Here is a 19,638-nt window from a genome sequence, read left to right as displayed (position 1 = left end):
CTCGCTCCGTGGGGGGGGTGGAAAGGATCTCAGACACTCAAATAGGCACGCCGGATGTCCTCTGCGCGGGACAGTTCTTCTATCGTGCCCTCGAAACGGATCTGGCCTTTTTCGAGCACGTAGGCCCGATCAGACACCAGTTCCGCGAAGTGCAGGTTCTGCTCTGACAAGAGGATGCTCACGCCCTTGGTTTTGAGCTCCAGGATCATGTGGGCCATCTGCTCGACGATGACCGGCGCCACGCCTTCGGAAGGTTCATCGAGCAGCACCAGAAAGGGGTTGCCCATGAGCGTACGGCCCACGGTCAACATCTGCTGCTCGCCACCGCTCATGCGGCCACCGGGGCGGTCGGTCATCTCGCCCAGGTTGGGGAAGAGCTTGTAGAGGTCTTGCGGCGTCCACACCGGCGCATCGCTGCCGTCGGGCCATCGGCGCGGCGGCTGGCGCCCCACTTCCAGGTTTTCGGTCACGGTCAGGTCGGTGAACACACGCCGGTCTTCGGGCACAAAACCCATGCCCAACGAGGCGATCTGGTGTGGCTGCGCGTCCGACACGTCGTGGCCCATGAAGCTGACCGTGCCCTTGTGTTTGTCCATCAGGCCCATGAGGGTCTTGAGCGTGGTGGACTTGCCGGCGCCATTGCGGCCCATCAACGCCACCACCTCACCACGCCGCACCTGCAGGTTGATGTCGTACAGGATTTGGGCCGCACCATACCAGGCCCTGAGACCGTGTGCGTCCAGCAAGACCTCGGGGCTGTGTGTCTGGGGGGCTGTCATGCCGCTTGCTCCTCTGGCGCCTTGCCAGCTTCCTGGGATTTTTCGAACGTCTTGCCGGAACCGAAATACACCTCCTGCACCTTGGGGTGGTCACGGATCACGTCGGGCTTGCCCTCGGCAATCAGGCGGCCGCGCGCCAGCACCACCATGCGGTCGGCGTAGGCGAACACCACGTCCATGCTGTGTTCGGTGAACAACACGGCCACACCGCGTTCGGTCACCAGCTTCTTGGTCAGGGCCATCAGCTCGTTGCGCTCTTTGGGTGCCATGCCGGCGGTGGGCTCGTCCATCAGCAGCAGCTTGGGGGCATTGGCCATGGCAATGGCCAACTCCACGCGCTTCACATCGCCGTAAGCCAACACGCTGCAGGGCCGGTCGGCCTGCGAGGCCATGCCGACCATGTCGAGCAAATCCAGCGCATCGCTGCGGCGGTGTTTGGCCGCCGCCGACCACAGGGAGAACAGCTTTTTGTCTTGCGACAGCAAGGCCATCTGCACGTTCTCCACCACGGTGAGCGAGGAGAAGGTGGCGGCGATCTGGAAGGTGCGGCCCACACCCAGGCGCCAGATGTCGCGCGGCTGCAGGCCCACCAGTTCGGTGCCAGCCAGGGTGATGGAACCCCGGTCGGCCTTGAGTTGGCCGTTGACCATGTTGAAGGTGGTGGACTTGCCGGCGCCGTTGGGCCCGATCAAAGCCAGCAGCTCGCCGGCCTTGAGTTCGAAGTTGATGCCATCGACGGCTTTCACGCCACCGAAGGACTTGCCCAGGTTTTCGACTTTGAGCAGGCTCATCGCGCCACCTCCGTTTGTGCGCGGCGCAGGTCCAGCAGCTGCCGGAAGAAGCCGGCAATGCCCTGCGGGAACAGCAGCACCAGGATCAGGATCACCGCGCCCAGCAGGGCACGCCAGTATTCGGTGCTGCGCGCCATGACGTCGTGCAGCCAGGTGTAGCTGACCGCGCCCACCACCGGGCCGGCCAGGGTCTGTATGCCCCCCAGCAGCACCATCACCAGGCCGTCCACCGAGCGGCTCACGTTCAGCGCCTCGGGCGAGATGCTGCCCTTGGAGAAGGCAAACAGCGCCCCGGCAACGCCAGCAAACGCACCCGCGATCACAAAAGCCACCCACTGCATGGCTTTGACGTCCAAACCGATGGCGTCGGCACGCAGGAAGGAATCGCGCCCGGCGCGCAACGCGTAGCCAAACGGAGAGAACAACATGCGGCGCAGGGCCCACAAGGACGCCGCCACCAGCACCAGGGTGAGGTAGTAGTAGGCGGTCTTGTCGGACAGCCACTCGGCCGGCCACACGCCGGTCATGCCGTTGCTGCCACCGGTGAAGTCGTCCCACTGGTACACACCGGCCCACACGATTTGCGCGAACGCCAGGGTCAACATGGCCAGGTACACGCCTGAGAGCCGCACGCTGAACCAGCCCACAATGAGCGCGCCGATGGCGGCCACCACGGGCGCCAGCACCAGGGCCATTTCCATGGACAGGCCCAGCTTGCGCACCACCAGCGCGGCCGCGTAGGCACCCAAGCCAAAGTAGGCGGCATGGCCGAAGGAGTGCATGCCCGCCGGTCCCATGATGAAGTGCAGGCTGGCGGCAAACAGGGCCGCGATCAGCAGGTCGATCACCAGCACCACCACATAGGGTTGACCGCTGGAGGCAGGCGGCAGCACCAGCAAGGCCAGGGCCAACACGGCCACGCCGGTGAGGAACAGCTTGTCGGCAGGCCGGATGGGCATCTCGGCCTCACCCATGGCCCGCGATGCGGCTTGCTGCTTGCCCATCAGGCCCCAGGGTCGCACCACGAGCACGATGGCCATCACCACAAACTCGGCCACCAGCGTGAGCTTGGAGAAAGAGATTTCAATGCCAAACACGTTGACCAGGCCCAGCCAGATGCAGATGGCTTTGATTTCAGAAATCAACAGCGCCGCAACAAAGGCACCGGGGATGGAGCCCATGCCGCCCACCACCACCACCACAAAAGCGGAGCCGATGATGTGCAGGTCCATCTCCAGGTTGGCCGGTTCGCGTGGCAGCTGCAGCGCGCCGCCCAGGCCGGCCAGCATGGCGCCCAGGGCAAACACCGCCGTGAACAGCCAGGCCTGGTTCACGCCCAGGGCGCCCACCATCTCGCGGTCTTGTGTGGCCGCACGCACCAGCGTGCCCCAGCGGGTGCGGGTCAGCAGCGCCCACAGCAGGCCCAGCACGATGGGGCCCACCACGATCAGAAACAGGTCGTAGGCCGGGAACTGGCGCCCCAGGATTTCCACCGAGCCGGTCATGCCGGGCGCACGTGGGCCCAGCAGTTCCTCAGGGCCGAACAGCCACAACACCCCGTCCTTGATGACCAGCACCAGGGCAAAGGTGGCGAGCAGCTGGAACAGCTCGGGCGCCCGGTAGATGCGCCGCAACAGCGTCATCTCCACGATCACCCCCAACACACCCACGGTGAGGGCCGCGATGGGCACGGCGAACCAGAAGCCCAGCCAGTCCAGGCGGTCCACCAACGCGTAGGCAATGTAGACCCCCACCATGTAGAAGGAGCCGTGTGCAAAGTTCACGATACGGGTGACACCAAAAATCAGTGACAAGCCCGCCGCGACCAGAAACAGCGACGAAGCGCCGGCCAGGCCATTGAGCAACTGGACAACAAAGCCCGAGAAGTTCATACCACCTCTGTGGATTGCAAAAGGTCAGACATACAGCGCCTCGTTCTGTTCATGCGTGCTCAGTCGGCGGGACGCATCTTCTTGACCTCGTCGGCCGAAGGCAGGAACTTGGCGCCGTCCATGTAGCGCGGGTTCACCATCACGCCCTTGCCACCCTCGTTTTTGGTGCGGCCCACGTAGGCGCCCATGGTGGACTGGTGGTCTTCAGGACGGAACACGATGGGGCCAAACGGCGTCACCACATTCAAACCACGGAAGGCCGTGATCATCTTTTCGGTGTCGGTCGATCCGGCCTTCTTCACACCTTCGATGATGGACTTGATGGACGAGTAGCCGACCACCGAACCCAGGCGCGGGTACTCCTTGAACTTGGCTTCGTAGGCGCTGCGAAAGGCCTCGTGCTCAGGTGTCTTGATGGCGTACCAGGGGTAGCCGGTGACCACCCAGCCGTCTGGCGCTTCGTCCTTGAGGGGATCGAGGTACTCTGGCTCGCCGGTCAGCAGGCTGGCCACTTCCATGCCTTTGAACAGGCCACGGGTGTTGCCTTCGCGCACGAACTTGGCCAGATCGGCACCGAACAGCACGTTGAAGATGGCATCGGGCTTGGCGTCGGCCAGGGCCTGCACCACGCTGCCGGCATCCACCTTGCCCAGCGGCGGCGCCTGCTCGGCCACGAACTCGACATCAGGCTGTGCGGCCTTGAGCAGCTTCTTGAAGCTGGCGGCGGCCGACTGGCCGTATTCGTAGTTGGGGTAGACGATGGCCCAACGCTTTTTCTTCATCGCCGTCACGTCGGGCATGAGCATGGCCACCTGCATGTAGGTGGAGGTGCGCAGGCGGAAGGTGTAGCGGTTGCCGTTGTCCCAGACGATCTTGTCGGTCAGTGGTTCACCGGCCAGGAAAAACACCTTCTTCTGCTTGGCAAAGTCGGTCAGGGCCAGACCGATGTGCGACAGGAAGGACCCCGTCAGCACGTCCACCCGTTCACGCGACAGCAGCTCTTCGGCGGCACGCACGGCGTCACCCGGGTTGGCGTTGTCGTCACGTGTGATCAGTTCGACCTTGCGCCCCATCACGCCGCCGGCCGCGTTCACCTCGTCCACCGCCAGCTGCATGCCTTTTTTGTAGGGCTCCAGAAATGCGGGCTGCGCCTTGTAGCTGTTGACCTCGCCGATTTTCAACACGCTCTGCGCCTGCGCGCCCACCGCCACCAACAGGCCGGCCGCGCCCGCGATCAGCGGGCGAATTCTTGCCAGGGCATTCAACTTGAACATGGTCTTTCCTTTCAGGGGGTTAAAGTACTTTCACGCTTGCATCGGGCCGCAGCCGCTCACCTCAAACCGTCTTCGCCTTTGATCTCGCTGACCTGCAGGCCGCCGATGCGTGGCAGCGGGCGTCCGCTGTCGGTGACGGCCACCGCCACCACGATCTCGTTGGCGCGCGGCGCATCGCTCACACGCGCCTCGATGGCATCAAAGTGGCTGCGCACAAAGGCCGCGTCCTTGTGGCCCAGTGGCACGTCGATGGCGGTGCCCAGGCCGCCACGCTTCTTGCTCGACGGCACCAGTGCAGCGCCTTTTTCCACCGCCTTGCGCAGCGGCGCGCCCAGCTTGGGGTGCAGGATGGCGGCGGCATGCTCCAGCTCGCCGGCCTCGCCCACGATGGCGGCCTTGCCATAGCTTTCGGCCTCGCCTGGGGCAATGCCCAGCGCCGCCACACATTTCTCGCCCAGCAGCGCGCCCAACTCTTCGCCAATGGCGATCAGCGCGTCGAGGTTCTGCTCGTAGCGGCCGGCACAGGGGTTTTCGATCACGGCCATGGCCACGGCGCGGCGGGTGGGCGGGTTGATGGCCTGGCCCATTTCGATGCGGGTCTCGTCCACCTGGACAAGCAGTTTTCTGATCTTGGCTGTCATGGTTTTCCTCGTGAGAACAATTGATCTAGGGCCTCAGCGCAGGCCATCCCATTTGGCGATGTCGGCGGCTTTGAGTCCGCCCACACGGGCGTGCACACGCGGCCCGGTGGCCATGGCCAGCAGGTAGACCACCTCGTCGGGAAGTGGCGCACCGGGCACCCGCGCCTCGATGGCGTCAAAGTGGCTGCGCACGTAGCTGGCGTTGATGTGGGTCAGGGGCACGTCCAGGGTGCAGCCCGGCGGGCCCACTTTTTTGGTGGAAGGCACGATGGACAAGGCGTTGCCCGGCTGGCCGGTTTTGTCTTCGCCCTTGCCGGCCATGTAGGCCGCGCGGTCGCCGCCCCAACCCAGCAGTTCGCGCATCGCGTAACCCCCGGGCACATGCCACAAAGCGCCGTGTTCGTGTTCGCCGGCCGCGCCCACGATGGCACCTTTGCCGTAGCTTTCGATCTGCGCCCTGTCCACCCCCATGGCGGCCAGCAACTGGTGCGCCATCTGCGTGCCCACGTCGTTGAGCGCGTCCATCATGGGCAGGATGTTGGGTTCGTACCGGCCCGCAAAAGGGTTGGTCAACACCGCGGCGATGAAGCCACGGCGCAGCGGCTGCGCCGCCACCGGGCCAAACTCATGAAAGATGTCTTCGACGTGGGTGTGGGTTCTTCGGATCTCGATCATGGGTGAAGCTCCAGCACGCGGGCGGCTTGGCCCGGCGCATTTGTTTCGTGCGAGGTGTTGAGGGGCAGCGGCACCGTGCCGCTGGTTTCGGTGGACAGTGTCCAGCCTTGGCAAGTGATGAAGCAGGCCTGGATGTGGCCGGCCGCACGCAAGGCCAGGGCCTGTTCGCGACCCGCCTTCAGCGCCTCGGCCACCTGCCAAGGGGTGAGTTCGGGCACGTCCAGCGTGACGGGGATGTCGCCCAGGTCGCTGTCGTCCTTCAGGTGTTGGGCCGGCACCCGCACGATGCCGGGGGCGTCGACATTGACGGCGTTGCCGATCACGGACGCGGCGGCATCGGCCTCGGCGGCCGTGGCGGCCAACACCGTCACGCTGTCGGCAATGCCGAGCGAGAAGCTGCGACCGCGCCACCCGCTGGTGGCCACGCCACGCACCGCACTGCCGTGGGCCACTTCAAAGGCGCCGTCCACCTGCAAGCCATGCGTCGCGTCCAGGCGTGCCAGGCGCTCAATCTGGGCGTACAGGCCAATGCGGAACGACGTGCCCGGGGTGAGGTGCAGCGCGATGTCGCCACCGTTGTTGACCCACGCACGGGTGATGCCCGGGCGGTCGTAGGCCAGCAGCAGCTCCTGCGCCACCGCGCCCGCCACCGCCACCATGGGCGTGACGAAAGCCGGACGGTGCACCTCGGCCGCTGCCCACATGCGGCGCGCCACCGGGCCCCGCAGTGTGCAGACACCGTCGACCGGCGCACGCAGCGTCGGCAGCTCATCCACCAACGCCTGCAGGAGGCCACGGAAGCGCTCCCAGGCCTGCGCGTGCGCCTGCCGCACCGCTGCGGTATCACCCTCGGCCCCGAGGACAATGTCCATCGGCCCGTGCTGGAAGTGGAGCCGCCCGTCAGCGAGCGACCGACATTGCGCCAACATATTCATCCGATCTGCGGTTTCTGGCCCAGGGGCCAGGGGTTGGTGGTGTGGTTGAGCACCCATTGACGGCGCGTGGGTGCGCCGTCGTTGTGCCACGCGCCAGTGCGCAACACGTCCTCCAGGCTGCGCACCTCATCCAAGTGCCCCCCCAGGGCTGCATAGTGATCCAGACGCATGCTGAATTCAATGGGGGCGATGACGGCCGGCGTGGGCACGGTGCCAAAGCTGTTGTCGGGCATGCGCATCACATCCAGCATGACGGTGATGCCACCACCCGGCCACACATAGGCCGGTGCACCGCCACAGGTCACGTTGACCAGCGCGTCCTTGATGCTGCGGGTGAGCAGCACCGGGTTTTCGGTGGCGCCCGCGCGCAGGCTGCCACCGGCGCCGGCCAGGAACAACACCGTGGTCATGGACGGCTCGCAGTTCTCGCCGATGCGGTCCACCACGGCCTGCACCGCTTCGGGCATGGGCTGTTCGCGCGGCACCAGCTGGTCGTCCAGCACGTACCAGGCGGCGTGCTCGCCGGTGGTCGATGTCATGAGCAGGCGCAGGCCGGGCCAGGCCACATCGGCATCCCAACCTTCGATCACCTCCATCGGGTCCGAGATCGACGTGCCGCCCCAGCCGGTGCCGGGCAAGGCCACCTGGAAGTAGCGGCCGGGCGTGGACTTGCGCCCGCGCATGGCAATGCCAGACGGCCGCATGTCCAGGCAGCGGCCAGCCTGGTGTTCGGTCAACACGCCGGTGATGTGGTCGTCCACCACCACCACCTCGTCCACCTTGCCGTACAACTGCTTGGCGAAGATGCCCACCGTGGCCGAACCACAGCCCACGCGCATGCGCTGCTCTTCCACGCCGTTGACAATGGGCGCCTTGCCGGCCTGGATCACGATCTGGGCACCGCCGTCGATGGTCAGCTCCACCGCCTTCTTGTTGCCCAGCGCGGCCATCATGTCCACCGTGACGCGGCCTTCTTTTTTGCTCCCACCGGTGAGGTGGTGCACACCGCCCAGCGACAACATCTGTGAGCCGTACTCCGCCGTGGTGACGTGCCCCACCACCTCACCTTTGCAACGCACGTTGGCTTGCTCGGGACCCAGGTAGCGATCGGTGTCGATCTTCACCTTGAAGCTGCAGTAACTGAAGATGCCTTCGGTGACCACGGTCACCATGTCCACGCCTTGCGCCTTGGAACTGACGATAAAGGGTGCAGGCTTGTAATCAGGGTAGGTGGTGGACGAACCCACACCGGTCACAAACACCTCGTCGGCCAGCAGCAGGTCGCCATTCCAGTCGGGCGCATCGGACACCTCCTGCGCATCGGGCGCACCGTTTTGCACCACACGCCCGGCGAACTGCACCAGCTTGGCGCCACGGTCGTCCAGCGTCTTGCGCAACAGCACCACCGGATCGACACGGATCAACACGCCATCCTGGTTGGCATAACGGTCGCACGCACCGGTGCGGCCGCTCGTGATCTGACACAAGACCGGACAGGCGTTGCACTCGATCTTGGTCTCGGCCATCCGCTCGCTGCGCGGGCGAGCCCGCTCCAGCACCTGGGGCTCATCCATCCCCGGCAGTCCGTCTGTTCTGGTGTGCTCGGTCATGCTGTTGCTCGCTTCAAAAATGCACGCTCGACTTGAGCGTGATTGAAATTTAATGTAGCATACACTACATGTACATGGAGTAAACCCTACATCAACTAGCTAAGATTTTCATGTAGTCTTTGCTTACTGTCCATGGAGTAAACCCTAAACCAGTTTCTCCTCATGCAATGTTTATGCCAATATCGGCGGCGCAACGTCCGCCACTTCAGGAGCTCGTATGACCCATGTCGTGACCGATGCCTGTGTGCGCTGCAAGTACACCGACTGTGTGGATGTGTGCCCGGTGGACTGCTTCAAGGAAGGCCCGAACTTCCTGGTGATCGACCCGGACGAATGCATAGACTGTGCGGTCTGTATCCCCGAGTGCCCCGTCAATGCGATTTATGCCGAAGAAGATCTGCCCGCCGATCAGCGGCACTTCATTGCCATCAACGCCGAGCGCGCACCCGGCTGGCCAGTGATCACCAAGCGCAAGCCACCGCTGCCCGACGCAGAAGCGTGGAAAGACCGGACCCACAAATTCGACACGTTAAAAGACTGACCCTTCGCCTTAGGAACCACCATGAGTGCATTCATCGAAGAACGCGTGCTCAGTGTCCAGCACTGGACCGACCGCCTGTTCAGCTTCACCACCACCCGCGACGCCGCCCTGCGCTTCAACAACGGCCACTTCACCATGATTGGCCTGCGCGTCAATGACAAGCCACTGCTGCGCGCCTACAGCATCGCCTCGCCCAACTACGAGGACCACCTGGAGTTCCTCAGCATCAAGGTCGAGGAAGGCCCGCTGACCTCGCGCCTGCAGCACATCCAGGTGGGCGACACCGTCATCGTCGGGCGCAAGCCCACCGGCACCCTGGTGGTGGACTACCTGCTGCCGGGCAAACGCCTGTACCTGCTCTCCACTGGCACCGGCCTGGCCCCGTTCATGAGCATCGTGCGCGACCCCGAGACCTACGAGAAGTTCGAGCAAATCATTCTGGTGCACGGCGTGCGCACGGTGGACGAACTGGCCTACCACGACCTCATCCTCGACCACCTGCCCAGCCACGAGTTTTTGGGCGACCTGATCGCCAGCCAGCTGCTGTACTACCCCACCGTGACGCGCGAGGACTTCCGCAACGTGGGCCGCATTCCCGATCTCATCGAGTCGGGCAAGCTGTTCACCGACCTCGACCTGCCGCCGCTGGACCCGGCCACCGACCGCGCCATGATTTGTGGCAGCCCAGGCATGCTCAAGGACCTCAAGCACCTGCTGGAGGCGCGTGGCTTCAACGAAGGCAACACCTCACGCCCCGGCGACTTCGTGATCGAGCGCGCCTTCGCCGAATCCTGAAAACCGCTTTTAGCCCCTGCCCCCAACGCCCATGAGCACCGCAGCCACGCGAACCACCACCCGCAAACCCGCTGCTCCTGGGCGCAAGCCCGGTGTGCGCGAACTGGCGGCCCAGGAAACACAGGAGAGCATCCTCCGCGCGGCCACCCGCATTTTTGCCAAGCACGGGTTCTCGGGCGGGCGCATTGACCAGATTTCCAAAGCCGCCAAGTCGCACGATCGGATGATCTACTACTACTTTGGCAGCAAAGAGGGGCTGTACATCGCGGTGCTCGAAGACCTGTACCGTCGCTTCAACGACGCCGAGGCAGGCCTCAAGCTCAATGTCGACCAGCCCGAGGAGGCGCTGGTGGCGGTGGTGAGTTTCATCTGGGACTACTACCACCGCAACCCCGATTTCATCACCCTGCTCAACGACGAGAACCTGCACCGGGGCAAGCACATCTCCAAGTCCCTCCGGGCGCGTGAGTACTCCTCGCCCGCCATCCAAATCCTGGAATCGGTGCTGGCCAGTGGCGTGCAGCAGGAGGTCTTCCGCAGTGGCCTGTCGGCGCGTGACGTCTACCTCATGATCGCCGGCCTGAACTACTTCTACCTCTCCAACCGCTACACGCTGTCCGCCTTCCTGGGCGAAAAGCTGGAACAGCACGATGCGATGGCGCATTGGCAACAGTTCGTCATCGACACGGTGCTGCGCACCGTCAAACCCTGAAACCCCTCAACACCACACCGGAGCGACACATGGCAGAAGCTGCAAGCAGTGAAAAATCGGGCAAGGTCGTCATCAAGAACATCGGCCTGCTGCTCTCGGGCGACATCGACAACCCCATCCTGAGCGCCGACACCATCGTGGTGTTGGACGGCCTCATCGTGGCCGTTGGCAAGGAAAAAGACTGCGACCTCGAAGGCGCGCGCCAGACCATCGACGCGCGCCGCACCTGCGTGGCCCCCGGCCTGATCGACAGCCACGTGCACCCGGTGTTCGGTGACTGGACGCCGCGCCAGAACCAGCTGGGCTGGATCGAGTCGACCATGAACGGTGGCGTCACCACCATGATCTCAGCGGGCGAGGTGCACCTGCCCGGCCGCCCCAAGGACATCGTCGGCCTCAAGGCCCTGGCCATCACCGCGCAGCGCGCCTTTGACAACTTCCGCCCCGGTGGCGTCAAGGTCATCGCCGGCGCGCCGGTGATTGAAAAAGGCATGGTGGAACAGGACTTCAAGGACATGGCCGACGCCGGCGTCAAGCTGCTGGGTGAGGTGGGCCTGGGCTCCGTCAAGGCCGGCGAAGAAGCGCAGCAAATGGTGGCCTGGGCACGCAAATACGGCATCCAGAGCACCATCCACACCGGCGGCCCGTCCATCCCCGGCTCGGGTCTGATCGACAAGGACGTGATCCTCGAAGCCGACGCCGACGTGATCGGCCACATCAACGGCGGCCACACCGCCCTGCCCTGGAAACACGTGTGTGAGCTGTGCGAGAAGTCCTCGCGCGCCATCGAGATCGTGCACAACGGCAACGAGAAGATCGCCATCGAAGCCGCCCGCGCGGCCATTGAGCTCAAGTGCCCCCACCGGGTCATCCTCGGCACCGATGGCCCCGCTGGCTCGGGCGTGCAACCCTTGGGCATGCTGCGCCTGATCGCGCTGATCTCCAGCTTCGCCGGCATCCCGGCCGAAGTGGTGTTCGGGTTTGCCACCGGCAACACCGCCCGCATCCGCAACCTGAACTGTGGCCTCATCGAAGTGGGGCGTGCGGCCGACTTCGTCTTCATGGACAAAGCACAACACACGGCCGGGAAAGACCTGCTGGAGAGTGTTCAACTGGGCGACATCCCAGGCATCGGGATGGTCATGATCGACGGCCTAGTGCGCTGCGGCCGCAGCCGCAACACGCCCCCGGCCACCGAAATCCCCATGGTGCTCTGACCCACCCCGTTGCTTGCCCGCTGCGCGTGGCCGCATCCCCCTGAAGGGGCGACACCAGCCGTCCGGCAAAGCCGGCCCGGCGGTGTCTCCCGCTTGAATCGCATCGGGCGACGGCGCTGCTATGGCACGGAGCCCAACACCACCATTCCAAAGGAAGAATCCATGAAAGTCTTGGTCCCCGTCAAACGCGTGGTGGACTACAACGTGAAGGTCCGGGTGAAGTCGGACGGCACGGGTGTGGACATCGCCAACGTGAAGATGAGCATGAACCCGTTTGACGAGATTGCCGTCGAAGAAGCGGTGCGCCTGAAAGAAAAAGGTGTGGTGACTGAAGTGATCGCCGTCTCCTGCGGCGTGACCCAGTGCCAGGAAACCCTGCGCACCGCCATGGCCATCGGCGCCGACCGCGCCATCCTGGTTGAAACGGATGCCGAACTGCAACCCCTGGCCGTGGCCAAGCTGCTCAAGGCCCTGGTCGACAAAGAGCAACCCGGCCTGGTCATCCTCGGCAAACAGGCCATCGACGACGACGCCAACCAGACCGGCCAGATGCTAGCCGCTTTGGCCGACCTGCCCCAAGGCACCTTCGCCTCCAAGGTTGAAGTGGCTGGCGACAAGGTCAACGTCACCCGCGAAGTGGATGGCGGCCTCGAAACCGTGTCGCTCTCGCTGCCAGCCGTAATCACCACCGACCTGCGCCTGAACGAGCCGCGCTACGTGACGCTGCCCAACATCATGAAGGCCAAGAAGAAGCAGCTCGACGTGGTGAAACCCGAAGACCTGGGTGTGGATGTGAAGCCGCGCCTCAAGACGATCAAGGTGGCCGAGCCCGCCGGGCGCAAGGCCGGCATCAAGGTGGCCGACGTGGCTGCCCTCGTCGACAAACTGAAAAACGAAGCCAAGGTGATCTGACCATGACAGCACTTGTTATTGCCGAACACGACAACAACGCCATCAAAGGCGCCACCCTCAACACCGTGACCGCAGCCCTGGCCTGCGGGGGTGATGTGCACGTGCTGGTGGCCGGGCACAACACCGCTGCCGCTGCCGCTGCCGCACAGGCCGCACAGATCGCCGGTGTGAGCAAGGTCATCCACGCTGACGACGCCGGCCTGGCCCATGGTCTGGCCGAGAACGTCGCTGCCCAAGTCCTGGCGATCGCCTCCGGCTACAGCCACCTCCTGTTCCCCGCCACCGCCAGTGGCAAGAACGTGGCCCCGCGCGTGGCCGCGAAGCTGGACGTGGCCCAGGTCAGCGACATCACCAAGGTGATTGCCGCCGACACCTTCGAGCGCCCCATCTACGCGGGCAACGCCATTGCCACGGTGCAGAGCCTGGACGCGACCAAGGTGCTCACCGTGCGCACCACCGGCTTTGACGCCGCTGCTGCAACGGGCGGCGCAGCCGCTGTGGAAACCGCACCCGCTCAAACCGCCAGCGGCAAGAGCACGTTCGTGGGCAACGAGATCGCCAAGAGCGAGCGGCCCGAACTGACCGCCGCCAAGATCATTGTCTCGGGTGGCCGGGCGCTGGGCTCCAGCGAGAAGTTCAATGAAGTCATGACGCCGCTGGCCGACAAGCTGGGCGCGGCCATTGGTGCCAGCCGTGCGGCGGTGGACGCGGGCTACGCGGCCAACGACCTGCAGGTGGGCCAGACGGGCAAGATCGTGGCGCCTCAGCTCTACATCGCCGCGGGCATCTCGGGCGCCATCCAGCATTTGGCGGGCATGAAGGACTCCAAGGTGATCGTGGCGATCAACAAGGACCCTGAGGCCCCCATCTTCTCGGTGGCCGACTATGGCTTGGAGGCGGATCTGTTCACGGCTGTGCCGGAGCTGGTCAAGGCGCTCTGAGCCCACATCAGACGCCGTGGGTGAGGTGGTCCAGCACCACCTCGCAGATGTGGTTTTCCCACGCCAACAGACGCTTCGGCTCCATCAGGTCCACCTCCAGCCAATGTGAGGTGGTGAACTGGTTGGACAGGTAGAAAAACCCCAGCGACATCACCGTCATCAGGATGCGCTGTGGGTCGGCATCGCGCCGAAACACACCCGCCTTCTGCCCGGCAGCCAACACGCTGCTGGCGCGCTCCATCAAGGGCATGAGCGTGCCTTTGATTCGCGATGACTTCTTGAGGTACTTCGCCCGCAACAGGTTCTCCGTCACCAGCAGGCGCACCAGCTGTGGGTGGTTGAGGTAGTGCTGCCACGAGTGGCGCACCAGTTCGCGCATGCCCTTGACCGGGTCGGCCTCATCGAACTCGAAATCCCGCTGCGCCGCGATCAGCTCGGCGTAGCCCTGCTCCAGCACGGCCTGGTACAGACGCTCCTTGCTGCCGAAGTAGTAGTACAGCATGCGGTCCACCGTTTTGGCCCGCTTGCTGATGCGGTCAATGCGCGCCCCCGAAAAACTGTGCTCGGCGAACTCGAAGGTCGCCGCTGCGAGGATGCGCGCCTGCACTTCCTCCGGGCTGCGCCTGCGCGAAGCGGGTGGCCGCGTGGGGGCGCCCACGGCCTTGGTAGCCACGCGTTTGCGCGCCGGCACGGTGTCGCTGGCGGCGGGTGCCTTTGCCTCAGTTCCGTCTTTGTTCTTTTTCATGTGTTCGCTTGTGGCCCGGAAAAAACCAGGCGCGGTGATGCCTGCCAGTTTACAAGGTTCAAGTTATGAAGTAGTCTCTACATAAATGGAGTGAGTTCAACACAAACAACTCAGGCCATGTTTGCGGCAGATCAAATCCCCGTCAGTTTCCTACCCACCCAAGGAGAACGCACATGAAAGGCTTTTTGAAAACCGTGGGCCTGCTGGCCGGTCTGTGGACCGCGTGCAGTGGCCTGTCGCACGCGCAGCCCGCGCCCATCAAGATCGGCGAGCTCAACAGCTACAAGGCCCTGCCCGCGCTCATGGGCCCTTACCGCAAGGGCTGGGAGCTGGCGCAGGACGAAGTGAACAACAGCGGCGGCCTGCTGGGCCGCAAGGTGGAAACCATCTTCCGCGACGACAACGCCAACCCGGGCGACGCGGTGCGCGCGGCCGAGGAACTGGTGTCGCGCGAACGGGTGGACGTGCTGGCCGGTGTCACGCTGTCCAACGTGGGCTTGGCAGTGGCCGACTTCGCGGCCCAGCGCAAGGCCTTCTTCCTCGCGTCGGGCCCCTTGAGCGACAAAGTGGTGTGGGACAACGGCAACCGCTACACCTACCGCCTGCGCTCGGGCACCCACGCCCTGGCGGCGTCGGTGGTGGAAGAGGCCGCCAAGGCCAAGAAAAAGCGCTGGGCCCTGGTCTACCCTAACTACGAATACGGACAGGCCGCCATCGCCACCTTCAAGACCGCGCTGAAAATAGCCCAACCCGACGTGGAGTTCGTGACCGAGCAGGCGCCGCCCTTCGGCAAGCTCGACGCGGGCGCGGTGGTGCAGGCGCTCGAAGATGCCAAGCCCGATGCCATCTTCAATGTGCTGTTTGGCGCCGACCTGACCAAGTTCGCCCGCGAGGGCAAAACGCGTGGCCTGTTCAAGAACCGGCTGGTGGTGAGCCTGCTGACCGGCGAACCCGAGTACATGGACCCGCTCAAGGACGACGCCCCCGAAGACTGGCTGGTGACCGGCTACCCCTACCAGCTCATCAACACCCCCGCCCACCAGGCCTTCTACAACGCCTACCAGAAGAAGTACGGCGAGTACCCGCGCCTGAACTCGGTGGTGGGATACGCCACCATGCAGGCCCTGGCGGCTGGCATCCGAAAGGCCGGCTCGGTGGAAGCTGAAAAGCTCATCACCGCCTTCAAGGGCCTGGGTTTCGACTCGCCCTTCGGTCCGGTGGTGTTCCGCCCGCAGGACAACCAGTCCACCCTGGGCATTTATGTGGGCCGCACCGCGTTGGTCAACGGCAAGGGCGTGATGAAAAACGGCACCTACATCGATGGCGCCCAGCTCACCCTGCCCGACGCCGACATCGCCCGCCTGCGCACCGCCAAGTGAGGACACCATGAGCCCATACGTACTGAACACCTGGTACCCGTTGACCTGGTCGCGCAACGTGGGTCGCGCGCTGAGCGCCCATCAGATCGTTGAGCAGCGGGTGGTGCTGTACCGCACCGAGGCCGGCCAGGTGGTGGCCATGGAAGACGCCTGCCCGCACCGGCTGATGCCCTTGTCCATGGGCAAACTCAAGGGCGACGCCATCGAGTGTGGCTACCACGGCATGACCTACGACTGCACCGGCGCATGTGTGCGCATCCCTGGACAGACACAGATCCCCGGCAACGCGGTGGTGCGCACCTACCCCACGCACGAGAACATGGGCCTGGTGTGGATCTGGATGGGCGACCCCACCCTGGCCGACCGCAGCAAGGTGTTCGACCTGCCCCAGTACCACGACCCCGCCTGGAGCGCGGTGGAGGGCGATGCACTGGAGATCGGCGCCCACTACCTCAACCTGGCCGACAACCTGTGTGACCCCTCACACGTGAGCTTTGTGCACCTGAGCACCCTGGGCAACGCGGCCAGCGAAGACGTGCCCGTGCACAGCGAGGTGCAAGAGGGCAAGGTGCTGACCTGGCGCTGGATCATCGACGCCCCGCCCATCCCCTTGTTCGCCAAGTACGGCCACTTCAAAGGCAACGTGGACCGCTGGCACTACTACCACTACCACGCGCCCAGCATCGCCATCATCGACTTTGGCACCGCCGACACCGGCACCGGCGCCCCCGAGGGCCGGCGCGACAACTGCATGCAGATTTACGCCTGCCACTTCATCACCCCGGTGGACCAGAACCGCTGCATCGACCACTGGCTGCACGTGAAGAACTTCCAGGCCAGCCCCGAGGTCAACGCCGCCCTGTCGGCCGACTTCCGCACCGCCTTTGCCGAAGACAAAGCCATCCTGGAGGCCATCCACGCCAACGAGCAACGCATGCCCGAACGGCGCACCATCAAGATCGCCATCGACATCTCACCGCGCCGCATGCGCCGCCTGGTGGACGACATGGTGGGCAGCGAGGCGGGGGCAGCGTGACAACCCAGCCCCCCTTTCTCATCGGCTGCAACGGCCGGGGCGTGCAGCCCTCGTCCTTGACGCAACCCGTGGGCCTGGCCGAGCTGCCCATACGCGAACAGTTCCGCCTCGTCAAAGAAGCCGAGGTGTTCGACTATTTCGACCGCTTGCCGCTGCGCAGCAACCTGCACGAGTACACCCAGGCCATGGCCGAGTTCGACCTGCCGGTGCACACGGCCAGCTGGTTCTACCGCCTGGGTGACGCGGCCGAGCACGCCCTGCTGATGGACAACCTGAAAATCTGCCGCGAGGTGGGTGCACGGGTGCACAACATCATGACCTTCACCCACCACGCCGACGGCCACAAGCTGACCGACGACGAGGTGGTGGATCACTACCTGCAGGTGTATGACGCCGGCATGGCGCTGGGTGTGGCGCCCAGCTTCGAACTGCACGTCAACATGTGGACCGAGGACTTCCTGCAGGTGGAGCGTGTGGCGCGTGCTGTGCAGGGCCGGGGCATCCCCTTTCACTTCACGCTGGACTACAGCCACGTCAACTTCAAGATCGGTAACCCCCAGGAGCTGGACTTATCGGGTGTGCGCCAGGCGGTGGAACGGGGCGAGGTGGTGCTCGACCCCTTCGAGCCCGGCAACCTGTGCCAGCGCTGGCTGGACATGGGCATGGTCTGCTGGACACAGTTGCGCACCGTGGCACCCAACCAGCCGACCAACCTCTGGCACCGGCTGGACGACGCCGCGACCGACCCCGCCCTGCCCTTCCCCGCCACCGTGCCCGAGGCCGGCGCACAGTACGCGCGGGGCATCCAATACCCCATCACCAAGCCCGCGCCCGGCGAGTGGCATTCGCCCTGGAACGCCTGGCAGCTCGAACCCTCCAAAGAAGCCATCCGCCTGGCGTTGCGCTACCACATCACCCACCCCAACAGCCCGCTGCGTTACATCACCACCGAGATGATCAACCTGCCCGACTACGGCCTGGGCGCGCGCTACAACCTGCTGCAACAAAACATCGAAGCGGCCAAATTCGTGCGCCGCGCCTGGGACGAAACCGTGGCACTTCATGCCGCCGGATTGCTCTGAACCTTTTGACTTCATGCCCATGAAAACCCAAGCCGCCGTTGCCTGGAAAGCAGGTGCCCCGCTGACGATCGAAACCGTGGACCTGCAAGGCCCCAAGTTCGGTGAAGTGTTGGTGGAGATCAAGGCCACCGGCATCTGTCACACCGACTACTACACCCTCAGCGGTGCCGACCCCGAAGGCCTGTTCCCCGCCATCCTCGGCCACGAAGGCGCGGGCATCGTGGTGGACGTGGGCCCCGGCGTGACCACCCTCAAGAAGGGCGACCACGTCATCCCCCTCTACACCCCCGAATGCCGCCAGTGCAAGTTCTGCCTGAGCCGCAAAACCAACCTGTGCCAGCTCATCCGCGGCACCCAGGGCAAAGGCCTGATGCCCGACGCCAGCAGCCGCTTCTCCATCGATGGCCAGCCCATCCTGCACTACATGGGCACCAGCACCTTCGCCAACCACACCGTGGTGCCCGAAATTGCCCTCGCCAAGATCCGCGAGGACGCGCCGTTTGACAAGGTCTGCTACATCGGCTGTGGCGTCACCACCGGCATCGGTGCGGTGATCTTCACCGCCAAGGTGGAAGCAGGCGCCAACGTGGTGGTGTTTGGCCTCGGTGGCATCGGACTGAACGTCATTCAAGGCGCCAAGATGGTGGGGGCCGACAAGATCATCGGTGTGGACCTGAACCCCGCACGCGAAGCCATGGCCCGCAAGTTCGGCATGACCCACTTCATCAACCCCAAAGAGCACGCCAACCTGGTGGATGCCATCGTGCAACTCACCGATGGTGGCGCCGACTACAGCTTCGAGTGCATTGGCAACACCAAGGTGATGCGCGACGCGCTGGAGTGCACGCACAAGGGCTGGGGGCGCAGCATCATCATCGGCGTGGCGGAGGCGGGTGCGGAGATCAGCACGCGGCCATTCCAGCTGGTGACGGGGCGCAAGTGGGAAGGCTCGGCCTTTGGTGGCGCACGCGGGCGCACCGACGTGCCCAAGATCGTGGACTGGTACATGGACGGCAAGATCAACATCGACGACCTGATCACCCACAAGCTGCCGCTGTCGCGCATCAACGAGGGCTTTGACCTCATGAAGGCCGGCGAGTCGATTCGCACCGTGCTGGAGTTCTGACCCCACCAGCGCCTGAGCGCCTCAGGCGTCGGGCCGGGGGCGCTTCTTGCGGGCAGGCTTGGCCGCCTGCAACAGCGCGGCTTCGTCCCGCGCCAATGCTTCGTTGATGCGGATGAGCGTGCGGCGGGTGATGCGCAGGTCTTCTTCGCTCACACCGGCCACGCTGACCTGGTTCACGTCCACCGCCAGCGGAATCAGCTGCCGCTTGAGTGCCTTGCCCGATCGCGTCAAAAACACGTGCACGTTCTTGTTGTTGCCGGGCAGGTGGCGGCGTTCCACGTAGCCCAAGGCGTCCAGCGACTTCACCACCGCGAAGGTGGTCGAGTCGGTGATGCCGGCCTGTTCACTCAGATCGCGCTGGCTCAGTCCGTCCTGGGCCCACAACACCCGCAGCACCGACCAATGGCCGTAGTTGACGTCGTGCGGTTCCAGCCGCAACTGCAGGCCACGCACATAGGCGCGCGCAGCGTTGCGCACCAGGCGCGCGAGGCGCTCCTGGCCGTCGTCCACAGCACCGTCGGCACCGCTGGTTTCCACACGCTGATCCATCACAAG

At 64.6% G+C, this 19,638-nt stretch carries 20 protein-coding genes; 10 read left to right on the top strand and 10 right to left on the bottom strand.

Going from position 1 to position 19,638, the window contains the following annotated elements; genetic code table 11:
* Positions 1 to 29: 29 nt before the first annotated feature.
* From ACFQPB_RS12025 to ACFQPB_RS11990, 8 genes are read right to left on the bottom strand one after another with little or no spacing between them, the layout of a single operon-like run.
* A complete protein-coding gene (locus ACFQPB_RS12025; protein ID WP_382197873.1) occupies positions 30 to 779 on the bottom strand; it encodes an ABC transporter ATP-binding protein in 750 nt (249 codons plus the stop codon).
* Positions 776 to 1,570 (bottom strand): ABC transporter ATP-binding protein, encoded by a 795-nt coding sequence (locus ACFQPB_RS12020; protein ID WP_382197870.1) that lies wholly within the window; start codon positions 1,568 to 1,570, stop codon positions 776 to 778. The genes ACFQPB_RS12025 and ACFQPB_RS12020 overlap by 4 nt, the downstream gene beginning before the upstream one ends.
* Positions 1,567 to 3,462, bottom strand: a complete 1,896-nt coding sequence (locus ACFQPB_RS12015; protein ID WP_382223502.1) for an ABC transporter permease — start codon at positions 3,460 to 3,462, stop codon at positions 1,567 to 1,569. The genes ACFQPB_RS12020 and ACFQPB_RS12015 overlap by 4 nt, the downstream gene beginning before the upstream one ends.
* Positions 3,463 to 3,521: 59 nt before the next feature.
* A complete protein-coding gene (locus ACFQPB_RS12010) occupies positions 3,522 to 4,736 on the bottom strand; it encodes an ABC transporter substrate-binding protein (protein ID WP_382223499.1) in 1,215 nt (404 codons plus the stop codon).
* Positions 4,737 to 4,792: 56 nt separating this feature from the next.
* Complete coding sequence (locus ACFQPB_RS12005) at positions 4,793 to 5,377, bottom strand: amino acid synthesis family protein (RefSeq protein ID WP_382197861.1); 585 nt, start codon at positions 5,375 to 5,377, stop codon at positions 4,793 to 4,795.
* 33 nt (positions 5,378 to 5,410) lie between these two features.
* A complete protein-coding gene (locus ACFQPB_RS12000; protein ID WP_382197858.1) occupies positions 5,411 to 6,052 on the bottom strand; it encodes an amino acid synthesis family protein in 642 nt (213 codons plus the stop codon).
* Positions 6,049 to 6,981: a UPF0280 family protein gene (locus ACFQPB_RS11995; RefSeq protein WP_382223695.1), complete on the bottom strand. Its 933-nt coding sequence runs from the start codon at positions 6,979 to 6,981 to the stop codon at positions 6,049 to 6,051. Before ACFQPB_RS11995 ends, ACFQPB_RS12000 begins: the two co-directional genes overlap by 4 nt.
* A gap of 2 nt (positions 6,982 to 6,983) precedes the next feature.
* Positions 6,984 to 8,597 (bottom strand): 6-hydroxynicotinate reductase, encoded by a 1,614-nt coding sequence (locus tag ACFQPB_RS11990; RefSeq protein WP_382223496.1) that lies wholly within the window; start codon positions 8,595 to 8,597, stop codon positions 6,984 to 6,986.
* Positions 8,598 to 8,814: 217 nt separating this feature from the next.
* Here ACFQPB_RS11990 and fdxA point away from each other — a divergent pair, with 217 nt between their 5' ends.
* The 6 genes from fdxA (at position 8,815) to ACFQPB_RS11960 (ending at position 13,715) form a co-directional block, all read left to right on the top strand.
* Positions 8,815 to 9,138, top strand: coding sequence for a ferredoxin FdxA (gene fdxA / locus ACFQPB_RS11985; RefSeq protein ID WP_382197849.1), 324 nt, complete (start codon positions 8,815 to 8,817; stop codon positions 9,136 to 9,138).
* A 21-nt stretch (positions 9,139 to 9,159) separates the two neighbouring features.
* On the top strand, positions 9,160 to 9,933 hold the full coding sequence (locus ACFQPB_RS11980; protein ID WP_382223493.1) for a ferredoxin--NADP reductase: 774 nt from the start codon (positions 9,160 to 9,162) through the stop codon (positions 9,931 to 9,933).
* Positions 9,934 to 9,964: 31 nt separating this feature from the next.
* Positions 9,965 to 10,645, top strand: coding sequence for a TetR/AcrR family transcriptional regulator (locus ACFQPB_RS11975; RefSeq protein ID WP_382223491.1), 681 nt, complete (start codon positions 9,965 to 9,967; stop codon positions 10,643 to 10,645).
* A 29-nt stretch (positions 10,646 to 10,674) separates the two neighbouring features.
* Positions 10,675 to 11,862 carry an amidohydrolase family protein gene (locus tag ACFQPB_RS11970; protein WP_382223489.1) on the top strand — a complete coding sequence of 396 codons (1,188 nt, stop codon included), beginning with the start codon at positions 10,675 to 10,677 and terminating at the stop codon, positions 11,860 to 11,862.
* Positions 11,863 to 12,024: 162 nt separating this feature from the next.
* The gene (locus tag ACFQPB_RS11965) at positions 12,025 to 12,774 is read left to right on the top strand and encodes an electron transfer flavoprotein subunit beta/FixA family protein (protein ID WP_382223487.1); all 750 of its coding nucleotides are present in this window, start codon (positions 12,025 to 12,027) and stop codon (positions 12,772 to 12,774) included.
* 2 nt (positions 12,775 to 12,776) lie between these two features.
* Complete coding sequence (locus ACFQPB_RS11960; protein WP_382223485.1) at positions 12,777 to 13,715, top strand: electron transfer flavoprotein subunit alpha/FixB family protein; 939 nt, start codon at positions 12,777 to 12,779, stop codon at positions 13,713 to 13,715.
* Positions 13,716 to 13,722: 7 nt separating this feature from the next.
* Here the strand turns inward: ACFQPB_RS11960 and ACFQPB_RS11955 are convergent, their stop codons facing one another.
* Positions 13,723 to 14,460 carry a TetR/AcrR family transcriptional regulator gene (locus ACFQPB_RS11955; protein ID WP_382223482.1) on the bottom strand — a complete coding sequence of 246 codons (738 nt, stop codon included), beginning with the start codon at positions 14,458 to 14,460 and terminating at the stop codon, positions 13,723 to 13,725.
* 173 nt (positions 14,461 to 14,633) lie between these two features.
* Between ACFQPB_RS11955 and ACFQPB_RS11950 the strand changes: the two genes are divergently transcribed.
* Genes ACFQPB_RS11950 through ACFQPB_RS11935 form a run of 4 tightly spaced genes read left to right on the top strand, consistent with a single transcriptional unit; the run spans position 14,634 to position 19,083 of the window.
* Positions 14,634 to 15,839, top strand: a complete 1,206-nt coding sequence (locus ACFQPB_RS11950) for an ABC transporter substrate-binding protein (protein WP_382223480.1) — start codon at positions 14,634 to 14,636, stop codon at positions 15,837 to 15,839.
* Positions 15,840 to 15,846: 7 nt separating this feature from the next.
* Positions 15,847 to 16,875, top strand: a complete 1,029-nt coding sequence (locus ACFQPB_RS11945; RefSeq protein ID WP_382223477.1) for an aromatic ring-hydroxylating dioxygenase subunit alpha — start codon at positions 15,847 to 15,849, stop codon at positions 16,873 to 16,875.
* The gene (locus ACFQPB_RS11940; protein ID WP_382223474.1) at positions 16,872 to 17,957 is read left to right on the top strand and encodes a xylose isomerase; all 1,086 of its coding nucleotides are present in this window, start codon (positions 16,872 to 16,874) and stop codon (positions 17,955 to 17,957) included. Before ACFQPB_RS11945 ends, ACFQPB_RS11940 begins: the two co-directional genes overlap by 4 nt.
* Positions 17,958 to 17,976: 19 nt before the next feature.
* Entirely contained in the window at positions 17,977 to 19,083 is a 1,107-nt protein-coding gene (locus ACFQPB_RS11935) for an S-(hydroxymethyl)glutathione dehydrogenase/class III alcohol dehydrogenase (RefSeq protein ID WP_382223471.1), read from the top strand.
* A 21-nt stretch (positions 19,084 to 19,104) separates the two neighbouring features.
* On the opposite strand, the gene ACFQPB_RS11930 is transcribed toward ACFQPB_RS11935, so the two are convergent.
* Positions 19,105 to 19,632, bottom strand: coding sequence for a MarR family winged helix-turn-helix transcriptional regulator (locus ACFQPB_RS11930; protein ID WP_382223468.1), 528 nt, complete (start codon positions 19,630 to 19,632; stop codon positions 19,105 to 19,107).
* Positions 19,633 to 19,638: the final 6 nt, after the last annotated feature.

Origin of the sequence: Hydrogenophaga atypica, assembly GCF_042665215.1 — a bacterium.
In the GTDB taxonomy this organism is placed as follows: Bacteria; Pseudomonadota; Gammaproteobacteria; order Burkholderiales; family Burkholderiaceae_C; genus Hydrogenophaga; species Hydrogenophaga defluvii_A.
Note: the sequence above shows the minus strand (reverse complement) of the source record. Positions and strands in the feature narration are given on the sequence as shown.